Raw genomic sequence first — 14,963 nt, 5'->3', positions numbered from 1 at the left:
CATTTAAGGGGATTTTGATATTCGTATCAACTCGTTTATATTTGAATAAAAAATTCCACAAGGTGGAACGGATTATGTCTGCATTTGCCAAAATCAAAGCTATACAAAACTCGCTCTCAAGTAGCGAATCGAAACTTGCTGAATACACGTTAAGTTCGCCAGCAGCGCTGCGCGATCTGTCCTCTCAGCAACTTGCCAGCGTTGCGGGTGTCAGCCAGTCAAGCGTGGTCAAATTTGCCCAGAAGCTGGGCTACAAAGGCTATCCTGCCTTCAAGCTTGCCGTTATTGATGCATTAAGCAAAAAAAATCAGCAACACGCGCGCTTACATGGCGAAATCACCCTTGATGACGATTTCAATGCCATGGCGGATAAACTACTCGCCGCCAAAATCAACGTGCTTACAGAAACCCGTAATCTCAATGAGAAAGACGCGATACTCGATGCGGTACGGCTGATTCTGAATAGCCACCGCATCTTAATGGCTGGCGTTGGCGGCTCTGCCCTCGTGGGCCGCGACTTTTCCTACAAGCTCCAGAAGCTTGGCCTCAATGCCATTGCCGATACCGATAGTCACATGCAACTGGCGCAAGCGGCAACGCTTACCGCGGACGATGTTGTGATTGCCATAAGTGAGTCGGGCAATACCAATGAGGTATTGCGTGTCATTCAAGAAGCTCTGCGCAATGGCTGCAAAGTAATTAGCTTGACGCGCTACGGTAAAACACCGATCAATCACTTAGCGCATATCGAGCTCTATTCGGTTGCCGAGTGCGAACCCGCGCGACTGTCGTCGATTCATGCCCGCACCGCGCAAAACTTGGTTATCGACCTGCTCTTTATTGCCCTCATTCAAGCCTCGGCTGAAGGGCGCGCGACCTTAGCGCGCACCAATCAAGCTTTTGCACGTTTACGGCAAAGTTAAGGGTAGAGCAAATAGGGCTGACGGCGCTCTTTAAAGCGCGCTAAGTCAGCCTGCCAGCTCGCTCGAATTTCTTCAGCACTAGCGCCCGCTTCAATCGCCTCACGCAACCCTGCGGTACCGCTCAATTTGTCCATAAACTCTGGGGCCGTAAAAAAGGTCTCACCCGCCGCAGCAAAGGCATGATACGCCTCAATAAATAAGCGTAAATCTAAACCTTGAACGTTGCTTTCACGCAAATCCACTCCGAACGCTTCACGATCTTCAAGCTTTGGCGTTGGCGCACTTTGCGCCATGCTGCGCGGGGTAAAACGAAACTCCCCTAACGGCACCTTGTCATGTCCCATGACTTGAAACGGGAATGCCGTGCCACGGCCAATACTTACCGCTGTTGCTTCAAATAAGCACAGCGACGGATACAATTGAATTGCTTGCTGGTTCGGCAAATTAGGACTCGGCGCGACCGGTAGCACATAAGTCATGTCACGACGATAATTCGCCACCGGAATCACCGTTAAATCAAGCTGCTCAGCCGCCTCAATCCAACCTTCGCCTTTGATCATCTGTGCCAACTCTGCCACCGTCATACCATGTAACAGCGGTATTTCGTGCATGCCGACAAAAGACTGAAAAGCGAGATCCAACACTGGCCCATCAACATAGGCGCCGTTTGGGTTGGGTCGGTCGAGGACCAGCATAGCTTTATCGTTTTCAGCAGCAGCAGCCATGACATAATGCATGGTGCTGATATAGGTATAAAACCGCGCGCCGACATCTTGAATGTCGAACAACAACACGTCGACATCGGCCAGCATCTCTGCCGATGGTTTCTTGCTGGCACCGTAAATGGACACTATTGGTAAACCAGTTTGCGCATCGGTTGCATCATGAATGGTTTCACCTGCACCAACATCGCCACGAAAGCCGTGTTCAGGCGCCAGCACTTTCACCACGTTCACACCTTGGGCAAGCAAGTAATCAACCAAATGCTGCTCACCTACGCGCGAGGTTTGATTCACGACTAAGGCCACACGCTGGTCTTGCAATAATGGTAAGTAACGTTCGCCCTGTTCAGCGCCGACGGTTAGTTTCTGAGAAACTTGGCCCGAGGCTGCCACGGTCCAAACTAACAGACAAACACTCAACAGCCATGTGATAGGTTTCATGACGAAGCCTCCACGGCGCGTCGTAAAAAGCCCTGCTGCTGGTCCAGCAGCGTCGTAGCAGCATCCGCCTCAAGCCCAGTCAAAATCATCAAGATGGCTAACTTTGCGCGCGCTCCAGCTGCCGCCAGTGCTTGCTCAGCGACCTCGCGGGAACATTCGGTTGCCTGCATCACGATGCGGATGGCACGCGCCTGCAACTTTTCATTGCTGGCATTCACATCGACCATCAAGTTTTCATACGTTTTGCCCAAACGTATCATGGTGGCGGTACTGAGCATATTCAGCACGAGCTTTTGCGCAGTGCCTGACTTCATGCGGGTCGAACCGGTTAAGGCTTCTGGGCCAACCACCGGACAAATGCCAATACTTGCGGTGTGCATGAGTGGCGAATCTGGATTACAGGTGATCGAAACACTGACCGCACCAAGTTGATTGGCATACTCTAAAGCAGCGACAACGTAGGGTGTACGACCGCTTGCGGATAACCCTACTAGCACATCATTGGCACTTAGTTGTAGGGCCTGTACGTCGGCGACGCCCGCCACACGGTCATCTTCAGCGCCTTCCACGGCAAACTGAATTGCCCGCTCGCCGCCAGCAATAATGCCTTGCACCAAGGCATCAGGAACACTAAAGGTAGGGCGGCATTCAACGGCATCCAAAATGCCCAAGCGACCGCTGGTTCCAGCGCCGATATAGAGCAAGCGTCCGCCTTGCTGCAACCGCTCCACAGCTGCATCAACAGCTTTTGCAATGCTTGGGATCTGCGCTGCAACAGCGGGCGCAACCCGCGCATCTTCGTGGTTGATCTTCCGCAAAATAGCTTCGGTCGGTAGCACATCAATGTCCATAGTCTCCGGATTGCGACCTTCGGACACAATCGTATTGAGCTGCGCTAACAAATCTTCCGTGTGATCTTTATCGTGCATAATTATCCTGCTTGAGTGTTGCGTGGTGCGGTTTACCTGCCCAACAAATCAACGTTGAAATGAAGGTGCCGATCACCAGTTGCCAGGTAAAACCGATACTCATCTGCCAGTGCTCTGGCAACAACAGTGCCTGCGTATAAGGTTGCATGAGAAGTGGCACCAAAAAACCGACTACTAGTGCCGCAGTAACCGAATAACGATTGCCGCGTTGGGTAAACAAAGTGACAAAATACACCCCTAGCAACCCACTATACGAGAACACCATAACGCTTAAGGCAAACTGCAATAACGGCGTATCAGTATATTGCTGCCAGTAATAACAGAGACAGGCCATCAAGGCCAAGCCCGTTGCGACCACCGCCATGCCAAACTGGCCAGCGCGTACATAGTGTTGGTCACTGTGCTGACGGCCTTTACGTTGCTGCCAAGGGCGATAAATATCTTGGATTAGCACGCTCGACATCGAGTTCAAACCTGAGTTTAAGGTCGATAACGCCGCGGCAATGATGCCCACGGTGACTAAACCCTTCACCCCAGCCGGTATTTCCGTAAGCACGTAATACATGAAAATTGTGACAGCCTCACCAGCGAAGGTCGGGACAGGTGCGTCACCAGCCGCTGACGCCATCACATCGGGACGTTGATAAAAGACATACAGCAACAACCCGATAATGATAAAGAGCAGCATCACTGGGATGACCATCACCACCGACAGCAACAGCGCCTTGCTGCCCTCCTTCGCGTCTTTACAGGTTAACACCCGTTGCGTCATGTCTTGGTCTAACCCAAAGGCGGCAATATTCAGCAGCACGAATCCCGTCAATACGGACCAGAGGTTAAACACTCCCGCACTGGAAAAATCGACCGAGGTATCAATCAAACGTAACTTCGACGAGGCATCCGGCGCAGGATGGCGCAGTACCTCGAGCAATTCAGCAAAGCTCAACGGAATTGCGCTATAGAGTACGTAAATTACCGCCAGTGCCGCGCCAATGTAGACACAAGCCTGCAGCACATCAGAATAAATGACCGTGCGGATACCGCCGTAAACCGTATACACCAAGCCGACCGCCGCCAGAATAAGGGTCGCAGTAATCACGCTACTGGCTTCAATGTTGCCAAATAAAATCATGGCGACCGCCAGTGCAGCCATATACAAGCGCGCACCACTGGCAAATATACGGCCAAACAAATACATCAAGCCCGCTTCACGTTTCGAGCGTTCGCCAAAGCGCTGCTCCAGCAACTCGTATACCGTAAACACGCGTTGTTGATAAAACTTAGGGATCAAAAAGACGGCAACAAAAGCCACCGCGATAAAGGCGCCGAGATTGGTGGCAAGATAGGTTAAATCGCCACGATAGCCTTGATCGGGGCCGCCAAGAAAGGTGGCTGCTGACTGCGATGTTGCTAACACAGAAATCGCCACCACCCACATCGGCATTTTATTGCCACCGAGAAAGTAATCTTGCGTCGATTGACTACGACGATTGAACACCCAACCACTGCCGAATAACAGCAGTGCGTAGGCAATAAAAACCAAAATATCGGCGAGAGAATAGTGACCTAACATGGTTGCTCACTTATCAAGAATGAGATGCTTAAAATAAAATATTCCAACTACAATGTATAGTTGGAATATAAAATAGATAAAAGCGACAACGAGGGCCTAGTGGCCCTCAGCAAGTAAGGTTGCAACTGTGGTTTCGAGCAATCGCTCAAGCTTTTCACCGGCGTAACCGACGTTTTCATAACTGTTGTCATCCACCGCAGCTTGCGCCGCAAGCGTGAATTCATGGGTGCCATCCGCCAATGGTAAGCACACATGTGTGAGCGCTACCACTTCACTCGTACCGCGCGTGCCGCTTGGTCCAGCACCAAGCTTGTGGAAAATACGCCAATTGCCTTGCGTCGCCTGGTCTAAGGTTTCTTGTGCGCTCAAACCTTCATACTCGCTGTAGTGTTGCTGCAGTGCACGCGCAATCGCTCGGTGTGGACCCAGTCCAGCGCCAGCCATCATGCCCCCCGCATTCGCACTGTTATCACTATGGCCCGGGCCATACAGCAGCATCATCACCGCATCATCGCTAAGCCCGGCCAACCGCGTTTCTGGAACGCGCCGTTGCGTCACCAAGCGCTTGAGAAACTCCGCCGAAGTTAAGGTTGTCATCGGTTTATTGCCCAATTCCCCACAACTTTCGCAGTTGTAGTCGAGCAGTCCAGCATCTTCGCTACGCGCGGTAACGAGAATTTCAGCATTACGCGACGGCGTGCGCCAATACGCATCGCTTGGCACAAATGCGTCTGGACCATATTTACCACGGAACATAACGCCATCTTGACCGCTGTTCATCCAGCCTTGGTGAAAGAGTCCGGTCAGATAATCTCGCCCCGCCACATCAGCGAAGTAATAGGCAATCGCGTTTGAATTGCCGTCCGCCTTACCCGAGGGCTGATAGCTGTGAATGCTGGTGATCAGATCCGCCAACTTAGTGTCGCCAATTAAGGTGTCTGCTTGTGCAAAGTTTTCACTAACCAATGATAAAGCGCCGGCGTAGGCCATGATTTTAGACGAGCTCCACGGCTCATAAAGATCACCATGGGTGTTATCATTGGCTAGATAACGAAAGGCCAGTGCATCGCCTTTTTGCGCGTAATCGATGACCAGCACTTTGCCGTCGTCAGCACTGCTTGAAAAGTAATCCCAGTCGTGAGCCACGCGGTCCACCCAGCCCAGAGCGGTTCCCGTATCGGCAACGCTGGTGTAGTCTGCACTCGCGGCGTCGACCGAAGGTGCACAGTCGAGCCACTGCGCTGTTGCATGCTCCGGTAACAACGGCGGAGCCTTCATAATGGTCTCGTAATAGGCAAGACCTTCAGGCTGCTCGGCTGAGCAACCGGCTAACGCAGTAGCGAGCGCTACCGCAAGGAGTTGAACTGCGCTTTTTTTCATCGTTTGATTCCTTATTATTCTTTTCTCAAGAATAAAGTATTACAAAACAAGAGGCAAAGTATGGCAGTATGATCTGCGATAACTTGTCCTCTGAAGTAGGACCAACGAACTAATGCACTTGTCATTGAGAGCAATGTTATGACCCAATCCACTTTTTATGCGGGCGTTGATGGTGGCGGCACGAAATGCCGCGCTGAGCTTTATGATGCCGCAGGTAACTTACTCGGCGCTGGGATCTCCGGCTCAGCCAACATTGCTCGCTCAGGGAGCGTCGCGCGCGAATCGATTTTAGCTTCGGTACAACATGCGATCGCGGAAGCTGAACTCCCCCCAGAAACCCTAGCCAACACCGCTGTCTATGCTGGACTCGCCGGAGCCAACGTGCCTTCAGCGGCCGGTGCGTTGCGCAACTGGCAACATCCGTTTCAACAATTTCATTTTACCTCTGACTTGCACACCGCACTTTTTGGCGCGCATGGCGGGGCCAACGGAGCCGTGCTTGTGGTCGGTACTGGCTCTTGTGCCGCAGCCTTAGTTGACGGCACCTTAGTTCAGTACGGTGGGCACGGTTTTTTGTTAGGTGACAAAGGTAGTGGCGCCTGGCTTGGCAAACAAGCGGTAACCCATACCCTAGAAGCGTTAGACGGCCTTCAAGAATTTGGCGGTCTGGCGAAAGCCGTCTGCCAACACTATCAATGCCACAGCGCCGTCGCCTTAGTCGACAAACTCAACCACGCAAGTCCGGGCGTTTTCGGCGAACTGTGTCCGCTTATCTTGCAATTGGCCCACCAAGGTGATGCCACAGCATTGGCGCTGGTGGAAGAAGGCAGTCGCTACTTAAGCGCTATCGCACGCCAAGCCATGGGCAAAAGCGGCGGTGACTTAGTGATTACCGGTGGTGTGGCAGGCGCCTTGGCGCCGTGGTTAGATCCAGAAGTGCAAGCTGCCGTCCGCGAACACCAGTTCGGCCCCGAATGGGGCGCTATCTTACTTCTCCGTGCCGCACAGGAGGCCAAATAATGTTGGTTTGTGAACAAGTTCTGACGCGCGATGGCTGGCGTCATCATCAGTTAATTACCGTAGAGCATGGCCGCATCAGTAGCATTGGTCCTGCACCTGCCCAACATCATTACCCAGTGTATCAAGGCCGTTTGGTCCCGGGCTTCATTGATATTCAAGTTAATGGCGGCGGCGGTGTGCTGTTTAATCAAGACTGTGACGTCGATGGCTTGCAAAAAATGATGCAAGCGCATCTTGCGCATGGCACTACCGCCATGTTGCCAACCCTCATTACCGATGATTATGCGACCATGGCCAAAGCTGCGGCAGCGGTTCGTCAAGCACGGCAACAAAAGGTCCCCGGTATTGTCGGTGTGCATTTTGAAGGTCCTTGGCTTGCAGCTAAACGCAAAGGCGTTCACCGCGAAGCCTTTATTCGCCCACCAACCGCAGCAGAACTCGATCTATTAACCGACCCTGAGCTTGGCGTGGTCATGGTCACCCTAGCTCCAGAAACCGTCGCACCGGAAGTAATCCAACGTCTCAGCCACGCTGGCGTTAAAGTCTTTTTAGGTCACTCCGATGCGACCGCAGCGCAAGTTAACGCGGCCCTTGATGCCGGTGCCATTGGCTTCACCCATTTATACAATGCCATGTCGCAATTACATTCGCGCGCGCCAGGTATGGTGGGTGTCTGTCTGGCGCGTGATGCCTATGCCGGCATTATCGTCGATGGCTATCATGTCGATCCACAAGCCTGTCAAATTGCCTTTCGCGCCAAAGGCAAAACACAAATGATGCTGGTGACTGACGCTATGGCTCTGGCCGCCACCACACAAACACACACGCCCTTTTTTGACACTGAAATTCAGCGTCACGGCGATAAACTGACCACCCCCGACGGCACCTTAGCAGGCTCTTCACTAACCATGCTTGAGGCAGTGAAAAATACCGTTTCGCAGTGTCAGGTACCGCTGACCGATGCCCTGGAAATGGCCAGCCTCACGCCGGCGAAAGCAATTGCTCTGGAACATGAGCACGGCGCTATTGCTGAGGGGCACTACGCTAACTTTATGCTGTTGGATGCCGACCTATCGATCACACAATTATGGCTGCACGGCGTCGCCACGCGCAAGGAGCACTAACATGGCTACCCTCCTCCCAATGTTGGTTATTGGTTTGCTGTTTTTTATTTTCGGCTTTGTCACTTGGCTCAACGGCGCCCTGATCCCGTTTTTACAGATCATTTCCGATCTGACAGAGTTTCAGGCCTTATTGATCGCTTTCTGTTTTTACATTGCCTATGTTGTGATGGCGCTGCCGATGTCATGGATACTGGATCGCAGCGGTTACAAAAACGGCATGGTGATCGGTCTTGCGCTTATCGGCACGGGTCTGCTGTTATTTGTACCAGCCGCGCAAACCCATCACTTTAGTATTTTCTTGCTCGCCCAATTTGTGGTTGGCTCTGGCCTGACGATTTTACAAACGGCCTCCAATCCCTATATTGTGCGCCTAGGCCCCCATGAATCAGCAGCGGCACGGATTGCCATTATGGGTATCTTAAACAAAGCCGCAGGCGTCTTAGCACCGCTGTTTTTTACTTGGTTAGTGCTAGCCGACTTCCCTAACATTACTGCGGCGTCCATCGCCGAACTTACTAGCGCAGAGCGGGCCGTCCAAGTAGAAGCGATGGCCGCAAAAATTATCCCGCCTTATCTGGGCATGGCGATTGCGATGTTTGCCCTCGCTGTTGCTTTTTACCTCGTGCGGCTACCGGCAATCAAAGAAGAAGCAACCACCGCCAGCGACACGCCGCAGCGCGCGATCATGAGCTATCCACAACTGGTACTCGGTGCTGTGGCACTGTTCTTCTATGTTGGCGTTGAAGTTATCGCCGGTGACACCATCGGCATGTACGGTTCACGTTTAGGCTTAGCAAATTACTCAAGCCTGACCTCGTACGTGATGGCGGCGATGGTTGCGGGCTATCTGTTGGGCTTGGTATTAATCCCTCGCTGGTTAAGCCAACAAGGAGCACTAACAGGTTCGGCCTTACTCGGCCTCATTTTTACTGGGCTACTCTTGGTCAGTTCCGACCAAAGCACTACCATAGCCGCGGTTTTATGGGGCTGGAGTGCTATTCCATTGGTTCCCGATCCCATCGCCTTTTTGGCCTTGCTCGGTTTTGCCAACGCTATGGTCTGGCCGGCGATATGGCCGCTCGCACTGGCCGACCTTGGCCGGCAAACCGCCCGCGGTTCAGCCATCCTTATCATGGGGATTGCCGGAGGTGCGATTTTGCCGTTAGTTTATGGCGCAATTTCTGGCGCCTTTGGACCGAAAAGTGCCTACGCTCTGCTCTTAGTTGGTTATAGTGTGATCGGCTGGTATGCCGTGAAAGGCCACAAGTTGCGCAACTGGTAAACTAAACCCACAGAGTCTTTGTGTATTTAGCAAAATAGGGCTATTCTGAGTCACAGGAAGACACAATAACGAGTCAGTAACGACGTGGAACTACATCTACCGACACTCATTGTCACAGCTGTAAGCCTCAACCTTCTGGTTGGGGTCTTGATGTTGATTATTTTTCAATCCCGTCGTAGCCAAAAAAGCTTTTTGACTTGGGCCATCGCCTGCTTTGTATTTGCGCTTGGCGCTATCGTTGCCAGCCTGCGCACCAGCATTGATCAGCAATGGCTCACCATCTTTGTTGCTGACTTGCTGATCGTTCTCACGCCATTGCTCGCCATTCATGGCCTGCGCCAATATCAGGTGCAAGGTCCGGTGTCATTAAAGTTATTAACGCTGGTGATCAGCTACACCGCATTGCCATTGACACTCCTTTATACCGCACCAAACCATGCACAGGTCTTTACTTCAGTGGTCTGCGCCGCCATCTTTTTATTTGCCGCAGCCTATATGCTGAGCATTAAAAACGCGCCAAGCTTGACCAAAGGCATTCTGTTTTTCTTGTTTCTGGTGCATGCATTGTTGATGTTTGGCTTAGCGGGCACCTTGTTCCAAAACCTGTCAGAAGCCAATCCAATGGCAGTGGAACCACTGCTGAATTTGATCTTGATTACGCATCTCTTCTTGACCACCGGCACCACCATGTTGTTTCCGGTATTCGCGTTTGCCATGACCGAAAAGCAGCTGTTGGAGTTAGCTAATTTTGATGATCTCACGCAACTCTACAACCGCCGCGCGTTCTATGAGCGAAGCAGTTTGTTACTGGCGAAGAACCGCGTTTTACGACGCCCATTCGTGGTGTTGATGATAGATGTTGACCACTTCAAAACCATTAATGATCGCTACGGTCATACGGCTGGCGACGCGTGCTTACAACAACTGGCCTATTTACTGCGTTACGCCACCCGCGACCAAGATATCGTCGCACGTGTCGGCGGTGAAGAGTTTGCCATTGCGATTCCAGACATTGACCGCAATCAGGCAGAACTATTGAGCTATCGTTTATGCGAACAGGTATCGCAAGAAATCTTTGAAGTTAACGGTGAACGGGTTCCACTCACCGTCAGTATTGGCATTATTTACAGCCAAAGTAGCCGGCGTGAACTCGAAGAGCTGATTGAGGCGGCAGATGGTGCGCTCTACGAAGCCAAAGCCCAAGGCCGTAACGGCTTCGCTTTCGCCTAAAGGTTACTCCATCAATTCTTGGCAAGCGCGGCGGTCACCCCGTGCGCGCCACTCAAAATACAGCATTGCCAGCAACAACACCGCAAAGGCCACGGTGTAACGCACCCAGTGGGTGACACTGCAGCTTTCACTCCCGCATTGGTACAAGGTAAACACCACAAATACCACGGTAAATAGCGCTGTCGCCGCCACGCTTAAGCGCCAGCGAAACATAGACTGCTGTAACAGTTTGGTGTGTAAGGTAATTGAATGACTCAGCGCGCCACTCTTTATGGCCTGCAAACTCCGCCAGCGACTGAAGCTAATCACCACAAACAACACCCATCCCCATAGTGTTACAAAACCCAGCCACAATAACTCAGGGAGTGCCGCGCCCGCAGCCGATTCACTGATCCAGAAATAGCTCACAAACAACAGTACGACCAGCTCGAAGCCCGCATTCATCAGCATAAACCACCGTTGCCGCTGCTGCTTTTTTTGCAACTGTGCCAGCTGGGGTGCCGGTTGCTTACTCGGTTTCGCCTCTTGCCACAGTTCCGTTAACTTTGAAAAATCTTGATTGTCCACACATCACTCCGCCATCAGGGTCGCCAGTTGCTGACGCGCACGGGTCAGTCGTACCGCAACGTTAGTCTCAGTCAGCCCGAGTACTGCCGCTATTTCACGGTCGCTTAAATCTTCCAGCCGCAACAACGTCACTTGTCGCAAGCTAAGCGGTAGCCGTTGAATGGCCTGCATCAGTTGCTGCTTTTGTTGGGTTTGCTGCAGTGCCGCATCAGGTCCTACCCCACAATCGTCAAGCACCTCGCTTTCAAGCGCAGTCTCATGACGCCGCGTTGCACGCCGAATATGGTCCACCGCAACGTTATGGATCACGCGGTACACGTAGGTATTGAGGGCACTTTGCTGCTCAAATTTTGCCAGCGCACGCCACACCTCAAATGCCATCTCTTGCGCAAGTTCATCTGCCAACGCTGGATTACGCTCATAACCGGCAGCCGCTCGGACCATGCGCGGCCAGTACTCAGCAATAACGTGCTCGAGCGTGGCTTGATTTGTTCCCATGCTACTCAATCACATTCCTTATTGATGCTTTGCTCTACGCCTAGACTACCGTTAGTCGTTGGCGATCGAAAAGCCTTACATAAAAATATTTGTAAGTTTTTTGCACAACATCAGGACTATTAAGCGTGACATTATCACCCATTGAAGGACATCGAATGATGCTAAACTTAAAAACCATCAACAAAAAACGCGCACTGACAGTAATCTGGAGTGTGGTCGCCATTGGCTGGGTAATCATGGTTGCCAGCTTGTTTATTTCGCTTGAAAAACCAATTGCTGTTACCATAGTCGCCGTTGTCGCGATTTTGACAGAAATCGCCACTTGGCTCACGGCCCTGCTACTCGGTGTAGCCTTGGTCGATGCCCGCAAAGCAATTTGGCAACGCCTAACGCAATGACGCGGCGTGCCTAACCAGTAAAGTTAAAGAGTACGATTATCATGGCAAAAGAAAGCATTGTTCTTGAAACCCCTACCGAGTCACGTGAAGTCTTATTGCACTCGTGCTGTGCACCTTGTTCCGGTGAAGTCATGGAGCGCATGGCAGAGGCAGGAATCAAGTTCACCATTTTCTTTTATAACCCCAATATCCATCCGAAAAAGGAATACCTGATCCGCAAAGAAGAGAACATCCGCTTTGCCGAGAAACTAGGTATTCCCTTTATCGACGCCGACTACGACGTGAAAGAGTGGTTTGAGCGTATGAAAGGCATGGAGTGGGAGCCTGAACGTGGTGCTCGGTGTACCGAGTGCTTTGACATGCGTTTTGAGCGCACTGCGCAGTATGCCCATGAGCATGGCTTTGATACCTTCACCAGTTGTTTAGGTATCTCGCGCTGGAAAAATATGGAACAGATCAATGACTGTGGTATGCGTGCAGCTGCGCAATACCCAGACTTACATTACTGGACCTTTAACTGGCGCAAACAAGGTGGGGCCGCGCGGATGGTTGAAATTGCTAAACGCGAACGTTTCTATCAACAAGAATATTGTGGCTGTGCTTACTCATTGCGCGATACCAACGACTGGCGTGTCGCCAACGGCCGCGACAAAATCGAAATTGGCGTGCAATACTACAGTGCCGACGATTAACGTCGGCACTGAGCTCACTCAACTGAGTGACAACATCCTTGTCTGGTAACAACACTTACCAATCGTTGTTACCACCCTGTCCTTTTTTACGCGCTTCACGCATTTCCTTTTGCGCCTCGCGCTGCGCTTCAGCTAACTCTTTATCATAGTCACGCTGAGCTTCAGCACGTTTTTTCGCGTACTCGCGATGGGCTTCATCACGTTCCTTGATCGCTTCACGCTGTTCTTTGGTACGGTCGCGCTTCATTTCGGCCTGCTCTTGGCGCATTTCACGGATCACCTCCGCACGCTCGCGCTCAGCTTCCGCAACTTCTTTAACGTATTCACGCTCTGCTTCAGCACGTTCCTTTATTGCCTCACGCTGCGCTTCAGCCACTTCCTTGGCTTGTTCCTTGCTCTGCTGCAACGGTACTGCGCTGGCTTGTCCTGACGCCAAACCGAGTGATGCGGTAAGACCCAAGGTAATCATGAGCAATGACTTTTTCATGGTAAAACCCTCCACTTAGGAATTAACGTTACGCTCAGGATTACTGTTGCGCATTTTTTGACAAAGCAAAATGTCCTTTTCATGGTTTTTACCTTAAAAAACGTCGCAAAAAGGCGTAGTCTTAAGCCACGGAATCCCCAATACAACGAGAACAATAAGCCATGGCATTACTTCGAAATTCCCTTGCGCTAAGTGCGTTATTACTAACGACGCCCTTGTTTGCCCAATCTGCGGAAACTCTGCGCAGCACCGCCGAACAAACCTTAGAAGCCTTTAATATTCCCGGTCTTGCTGTGGTAGCAGTAAAAGACGGTGAGGTCATTTTGGCGGAAGGTTTCGGCGTCCGTGACACCGCTTCAGGTGACAAGGTCAACGCCGATACCTTGTTTGGCATTGCCTCGAACACCAAAGCCTTCACCTCGGCAGCGATTGCTACCCTCGTTGAGCAAGGCAAACTTAATTGGGACGATAAAGTGGTGACCCATTTGCCGGAATTTCGTCTTGCCGATGCTGAACTTACCGCCCAATTGACCATTCGTGACCTGTTAAGCCACCGCTCAGGCTTAGGTTTAGGTGCCGGCGATTTAATGATTTGGCCCAACACTGACAAAAGCACCGCTGATCTACTAGCTGGTCTAGCGCACGTACCCGTGCAACGTGAGCTGCGTGAACGCTTTGCCTACAACAACCTCATGTTTGTTACCGCCGGTGAAATCATCGCGCGCGTAAGTGGCATGCCTTATGGCGACTACATCAGCCAAACCTTTTTACAGCCACTTGGCATGAACACCACGCGGGTAGGCTTCTCTAACATTCCAAGTAGCAATACTAACTACGCTGTCGGGACCGCGGAAATGAATGGTGAGCTGCACCGCTTTCCACTGGACTATCTTGAAGATTTTGCGGCAGCGGGAGCCATGGCAAGCAGCGTGAACGATTTAAGTAAGTGGTTACTTACCCAACTGCAAGGTGGTATCGCGCCATCGGGTGAACGTCTGTTTAGCAAAGATTCGCAAAACACCATGTGGCAAGTGACCACGCCATTGCCGGTATCCGATGCCTCAGCGGCGGCTGGCACGAACTTTCGTGGCGTTGGTTTAGGCTGGTTCGTGAAAGATTATCACGGCGTGAAGCACGTCTCGCACAGCGGCGGAATCTTGGGCATGCTCTCACTCACCACGCTGATCCCAGAAAAGAACTTTGGCATGGTGGTGCTCAGCAACCAACAAGCCTTCGGGGGCTTAACAGCGATTACCGAAGAAGCCCTTGAAGAGTTGCTGAATTTGCCAGATCGCGACTGGGTCGCAGAAGAACAAGCCGCGTATCAAGAATACATGCAAAGCAAAGCTGAGTTTGTGCTCGAACAGCCTGAAATAGTGCGTGATGGGTTACCCCTGAAAAGCTATGAAGGTACCTATACCGACGCTTGGTATGGTGACGTGAAAATTGAGCATTTCGATGACGGTTTGTACATCAATTTCACCCATACCGAACTACTTAAAGGCGTACTTGAACACTACAACGGCGACACCTTTGTAGTGCACTGGAATGAGCCTTTGTTAGAAGCCGATGCCTTTATCGACTTTAAGGTAAGTCGCGACAACGAAGTAGAAGGAGCGGTAATGGAAGCCGTCGCGCCGTTTACCGACTTTAGCTTCGACTTCCATAATTTGCGGCTAGAGAAAAACTAGCCGCAC

The 14,963-nt window shown here is 51.6% G+C and carries 15 protein-coding genes; 8 read left to right on the top strand and 7 right to left on the bottom strand.

What is annotated here, in order from left to right:
• Positions 1-74: 74 nt before the first annotated feature.
• Positions 75-923 (top strand): MurR/RpiR family transcriptional regulator, encoded by an 849-nt coding sequence (locus G535_RS0106335; protein WP_026861294.1) that lies wholly within the window; start codon positions 75-77, stop codon positions 921-923.
• On the opposite strand, the gene G535_RS0106330 is transcribed toward G535_RS0106335, so the two are convergent.
• The 4 genes from G535_RS0106330 to G535_RS0106315 all read right to left on the bottom strand — a co-directional run bounded on the left by G535_RS0106330 (position 920) and on the right by G535_RS0106315 (position 5,968).
• On the bottom strand, positions 920-2,086 hold the full coding sequence (locus G535_RS0106330) for an exo-beta-N-acetylmuramidase NamZ family protein (RefSeq protein WP_026861293.1): 1,167 nt from the start codon (positions 2,084-2,086) through the stop codon (positions 920-922). The two genes, G535_RS0106335 and G535_RS0106330, sit on opposite strands and share 4 nt — an antisense overlap.
• Positions 2,083-3,015, bottom strand: a complete 933-nt coding sequence (gene murQ / locus G535_RS0106325; RefSeq protein WP_026861292.1) for an N-acetylmuramic acid 6-phosphate etherase — start codon at positions 3,013-3,015, stop codon at positions 2,083-2,085. The genes G535_RS0106330 and murQ overlap by 4 nt, the downstream gene beginning before the upstream one ends.
• The gene (locus G535_RS0106320; protein WP_026861291.1) at positions 3,005-4,588 is read right to left on the bottom strand and encodes a sodium:solute symporter; all 1,584 of its coding nucleotides are present in this window, start codon (positions 4,586-4,588) and stop codon (positions 3,005-3,007) included. The genes murQ and G535_RS0106320 overlap by 11 nt, the downstream gene beginning before the upstream one ends.
• A gap of 96 nt (positions 4,589-4,684) precedes the next feature.
• Positions 4,685-5,968, bottom strand: coding sequence for a hypothetical protein (locus G535_RS0106315; RefSeq protein WP_026861290.1), 1,284 nt, complete (start codon positions 5,966-5,968; stop codon positions 4,685-4,687).
• A gap of 138 nt (positions 5,969-6,106) precedes the next feature.
• Here G535_RS0106315 and G535_RS0106310 point away from each other — a divergent pair, with 138 nt between their 5' ends.
• The 4 genes from G535_RS0106310 (at position 6,107) to G535_RS0106295 (ending at position 10,624) form a co-directional block, all read left to right on the top strand.
• A complete protein-coding gene (locus tag G535_RS0106310; protein WP_034727826.1) occupies positions 6,107-6,988 on the top strand; it encodes a glucosamine kinase nucleotide-binding domain-containing protein in 882 nt (293 codons plus the stop codon).
• On the top strand, positions 6,988-8,112 hold the full coding sequence (gene nagA / locus G535_RS0106305; RefSeq protein ID WP_034727824.1) for an N-acetylglucosamine-6-phosphate deacetylase: 1,125 nt from the start codon (positions 6,988-6,990) through the stop codon (positions 8,110-8,112). Before G535_RS0106310 ends, nagA begins: the two co-directional genes overlap by 1 nt.
• 1 nt (position 8,113) lies before the next feature.
• A complete protein-coding gene (locus G535_RS0106300; RefSeq protein ID WP_026861287.1) occupies positions 8,114-9,394 on the top strand; it encodes a sugar MFS transporter in 1,281 nt (426 codons plus the stop codon).
• Positions 9,395-9,478: 84 nt separating this feature from the next.
• Positions 9,479-10,624, top strand: a complete 1,146-nt coding sequence (locus G535_RS0106295) for a GGDEF domain-containing protein (RefSeq protein ID WP_026861286.1) — start codon at positions 9,479-9,481, stop codon at positions 10,622-10,624.
• 3 nt (positions 10,625-10,627) lie between these two features.
• Here G535_RS0106295 and G535_RS0106290 read toward each other — a convergent pair whose 3' ends face one another.
• Together G535_RS0106290 and G535_RS0106285 are read right to left on the bottom strand one after the other, a co-directional pair.
• A complete protein-coding gene (locus tag G535_RS0106290) occupies positions 10,628-11,191 on the bottom strand; it encodes a hypothetical protein (protein WP_026861285.1) in 564 nt (187 codons plus the stop codon).
• A 3-nt stretch (positions 11,192-11,194) separates the two neighbouring features.
• Positions 11,195-11,689, bottom strand: a complete 495-nt coding sequence (locus tag G535_RS0106285; RefSeq protein WP_034727822.1) for an RNA polymerase sigma factor — start codon at positions 11,687-11,689, stop codon at positions 11,195-11,197.
• Between the two features lie 155 nt (positions 11,690-11,844).
• On the opposite strand from G535_RS0106285, the gene G535_RS0106280 reads away from it, so the two are divergent.
• Positions 11,845-12,087, top strand: a complete 243-nt coding sequence (locus G535_RS0106280) for a hypothetical protein (RefSeq protein ID WP_026861283.1) — start codon at positions 11,845-11,847, stop codon at positions 12,085-12,087.
• Positions 12,088-12,128: 41 nt separating this feature from the next.
• On the top strand, positions 12,129-12,779 hold the full coding sequence (locus G535_RS0106275) for an epoxyqueuosine reductase QueH (protein WP_034727819.1): 651 nt from the start codon (positions 12,129-12,131) through the stop codon (positions 12,777-12,779).
• A 55-nt stretch (positions 12,780-12,834) separates the two neighbouring features.
• Here G535_RS0106275 and G535_RS0106270 read toward each other — a convergent pair whose 3' ends face one another.
• Complete coding sequence (locus G535_RS0106270; protein ID WP_026861281.1) at positions 12,835-13,266, bottom strand: flotillin family protein; 432 nt, start codon at positions 13,264-13,266, stop codon at positions 12,835-12,837.
• Positions 13,267-13,427: 161 nt separating this feature from the next.
• Here G535_RS0106270 and G535_RS0106265 point away from each other — a divergent pair, with 161 nt between their 5' ends.
• Entirely contained in the window at positions 13,428-14,957 is a 1,530-nt protein-coding gene (locus G535_RS0106265; protein ID WP_026861280.1) for a serine hydrolase, read from the top strand.
• Positions 14,958-14,963 lie beyond the last annotated feature (6 nt).

The organism is Pseudidiomarina sediminum DSM 21906, from assembly GCF_000423165.1.
GTDB classification, from domain to species: Bacteria; Pseudomonadota; Gammaproteobacteria; order Enterobacterales; family Alteromonadaceae; genus Pseudidiomarina; species Pseudidiomarina sediminum.
Note: the sequence above shows the minus strand (reverse complement) of the source record. Positions and strands in the feature narration are given on the sequence as shown.

What these genes read in the sequence shown, in the direction of transcription:
- G535_RS0106335 (WP_026861294.1), top strand. Translation starts at nt 75, where the DNA reads ATGTCTGCATTTGCCAAAATCAAAGCTATACAAAACTCGCTCTCAAGT.
- G535_RS0106330 (WP_026861293.1), bottom strand. Translation starts at nt 2,086, where the DNA reads ATGAAACCTATCACATGGCTGTTGAGTGTTTGTCTGTTAGTTTGGACC.
- murQ (WP_026861292.1), bottom strand. Translation starts at nt 3,015, where the DNA reads ATGCACGATAAAGATCACACGGAAGATTTGTTAGCGCAGCTCAATACG.
- G535_RS0106320 (WP_026861291.1), bottom strand. Translation starts at nt 4,588, where the DNA reads ATGTTAGGTCACTATTCTCTCGCCGATATTTTGGTTTTTATTGCCTAC.
- G535_RS0106315 (WP_026861290.1), bottom strand. Translation starts at nt 5,968, where the DNA reads ATGAAAAAAAGCGCAGTTCAACTCCTTGCGGTAGCGCTCGCTACTGCG.
- G535_RS0106310 (WP_034727826.1), top strand. Translation starts at nt 6,107, where the DNA reads ATGACCCAATCCACTTTTTATGCGGGCGTTGATGGTGGCGGCACGAAA.
- nagA (WP_034727824.1), top strand. Translation starts at nt 6,988, where the DNA reads ATGTTGGTTTGTGAACAAGTTCTGACGCGCGATGGCTGGCGTCATCAT.
- G535_RS0106300 (WP_026861287.1), top strand. Translation starts at nt 8,114, where the DNA reads ATGGCTACCCTCCTCCCAATGTTGGTTATTGGTTTGCTGTTTTTTATT.
- G535_RS0106285 (WP_034727822.1), bottom strand. Translation starts at nt 11,689, where the DNA reads ATGGGAACAAATCAAGCCACGCTCGAGCACGTTATTGCTGAGTACTGG.
- G535_RS0106280 (WP_026861283.1), top strand. Translation starts at nt 11,845, where the DNA reads ATGATGCTAAACTTAAAAACCATCAACAAAAAACGCGCACTGACAGTA.
- G535_RS0106275 (WP_034727819.1), top strand. Translation starts at nt 12,129, where the DNA reads ATGGCAAAAGAAAGCATTGTTCTTGAAACCCCTACCGAGTCACGTGAA.
- G535_RS0106270 (WP_026861281.1), bottom strand. Translation starts at nt 13,266, where the DNA reads ATGAAAAAGTCATTGCTCATGATTACCTTGGGTCTTACCGCATCACTC.
- G535_RS0106265 (WP_026861280.1), top strand. Translation starts at nt 13,428, where the DNA reads ATGGCATTACTTCGAAATTCCCTTGCGCTAAGTGCGTTATTACTAACG.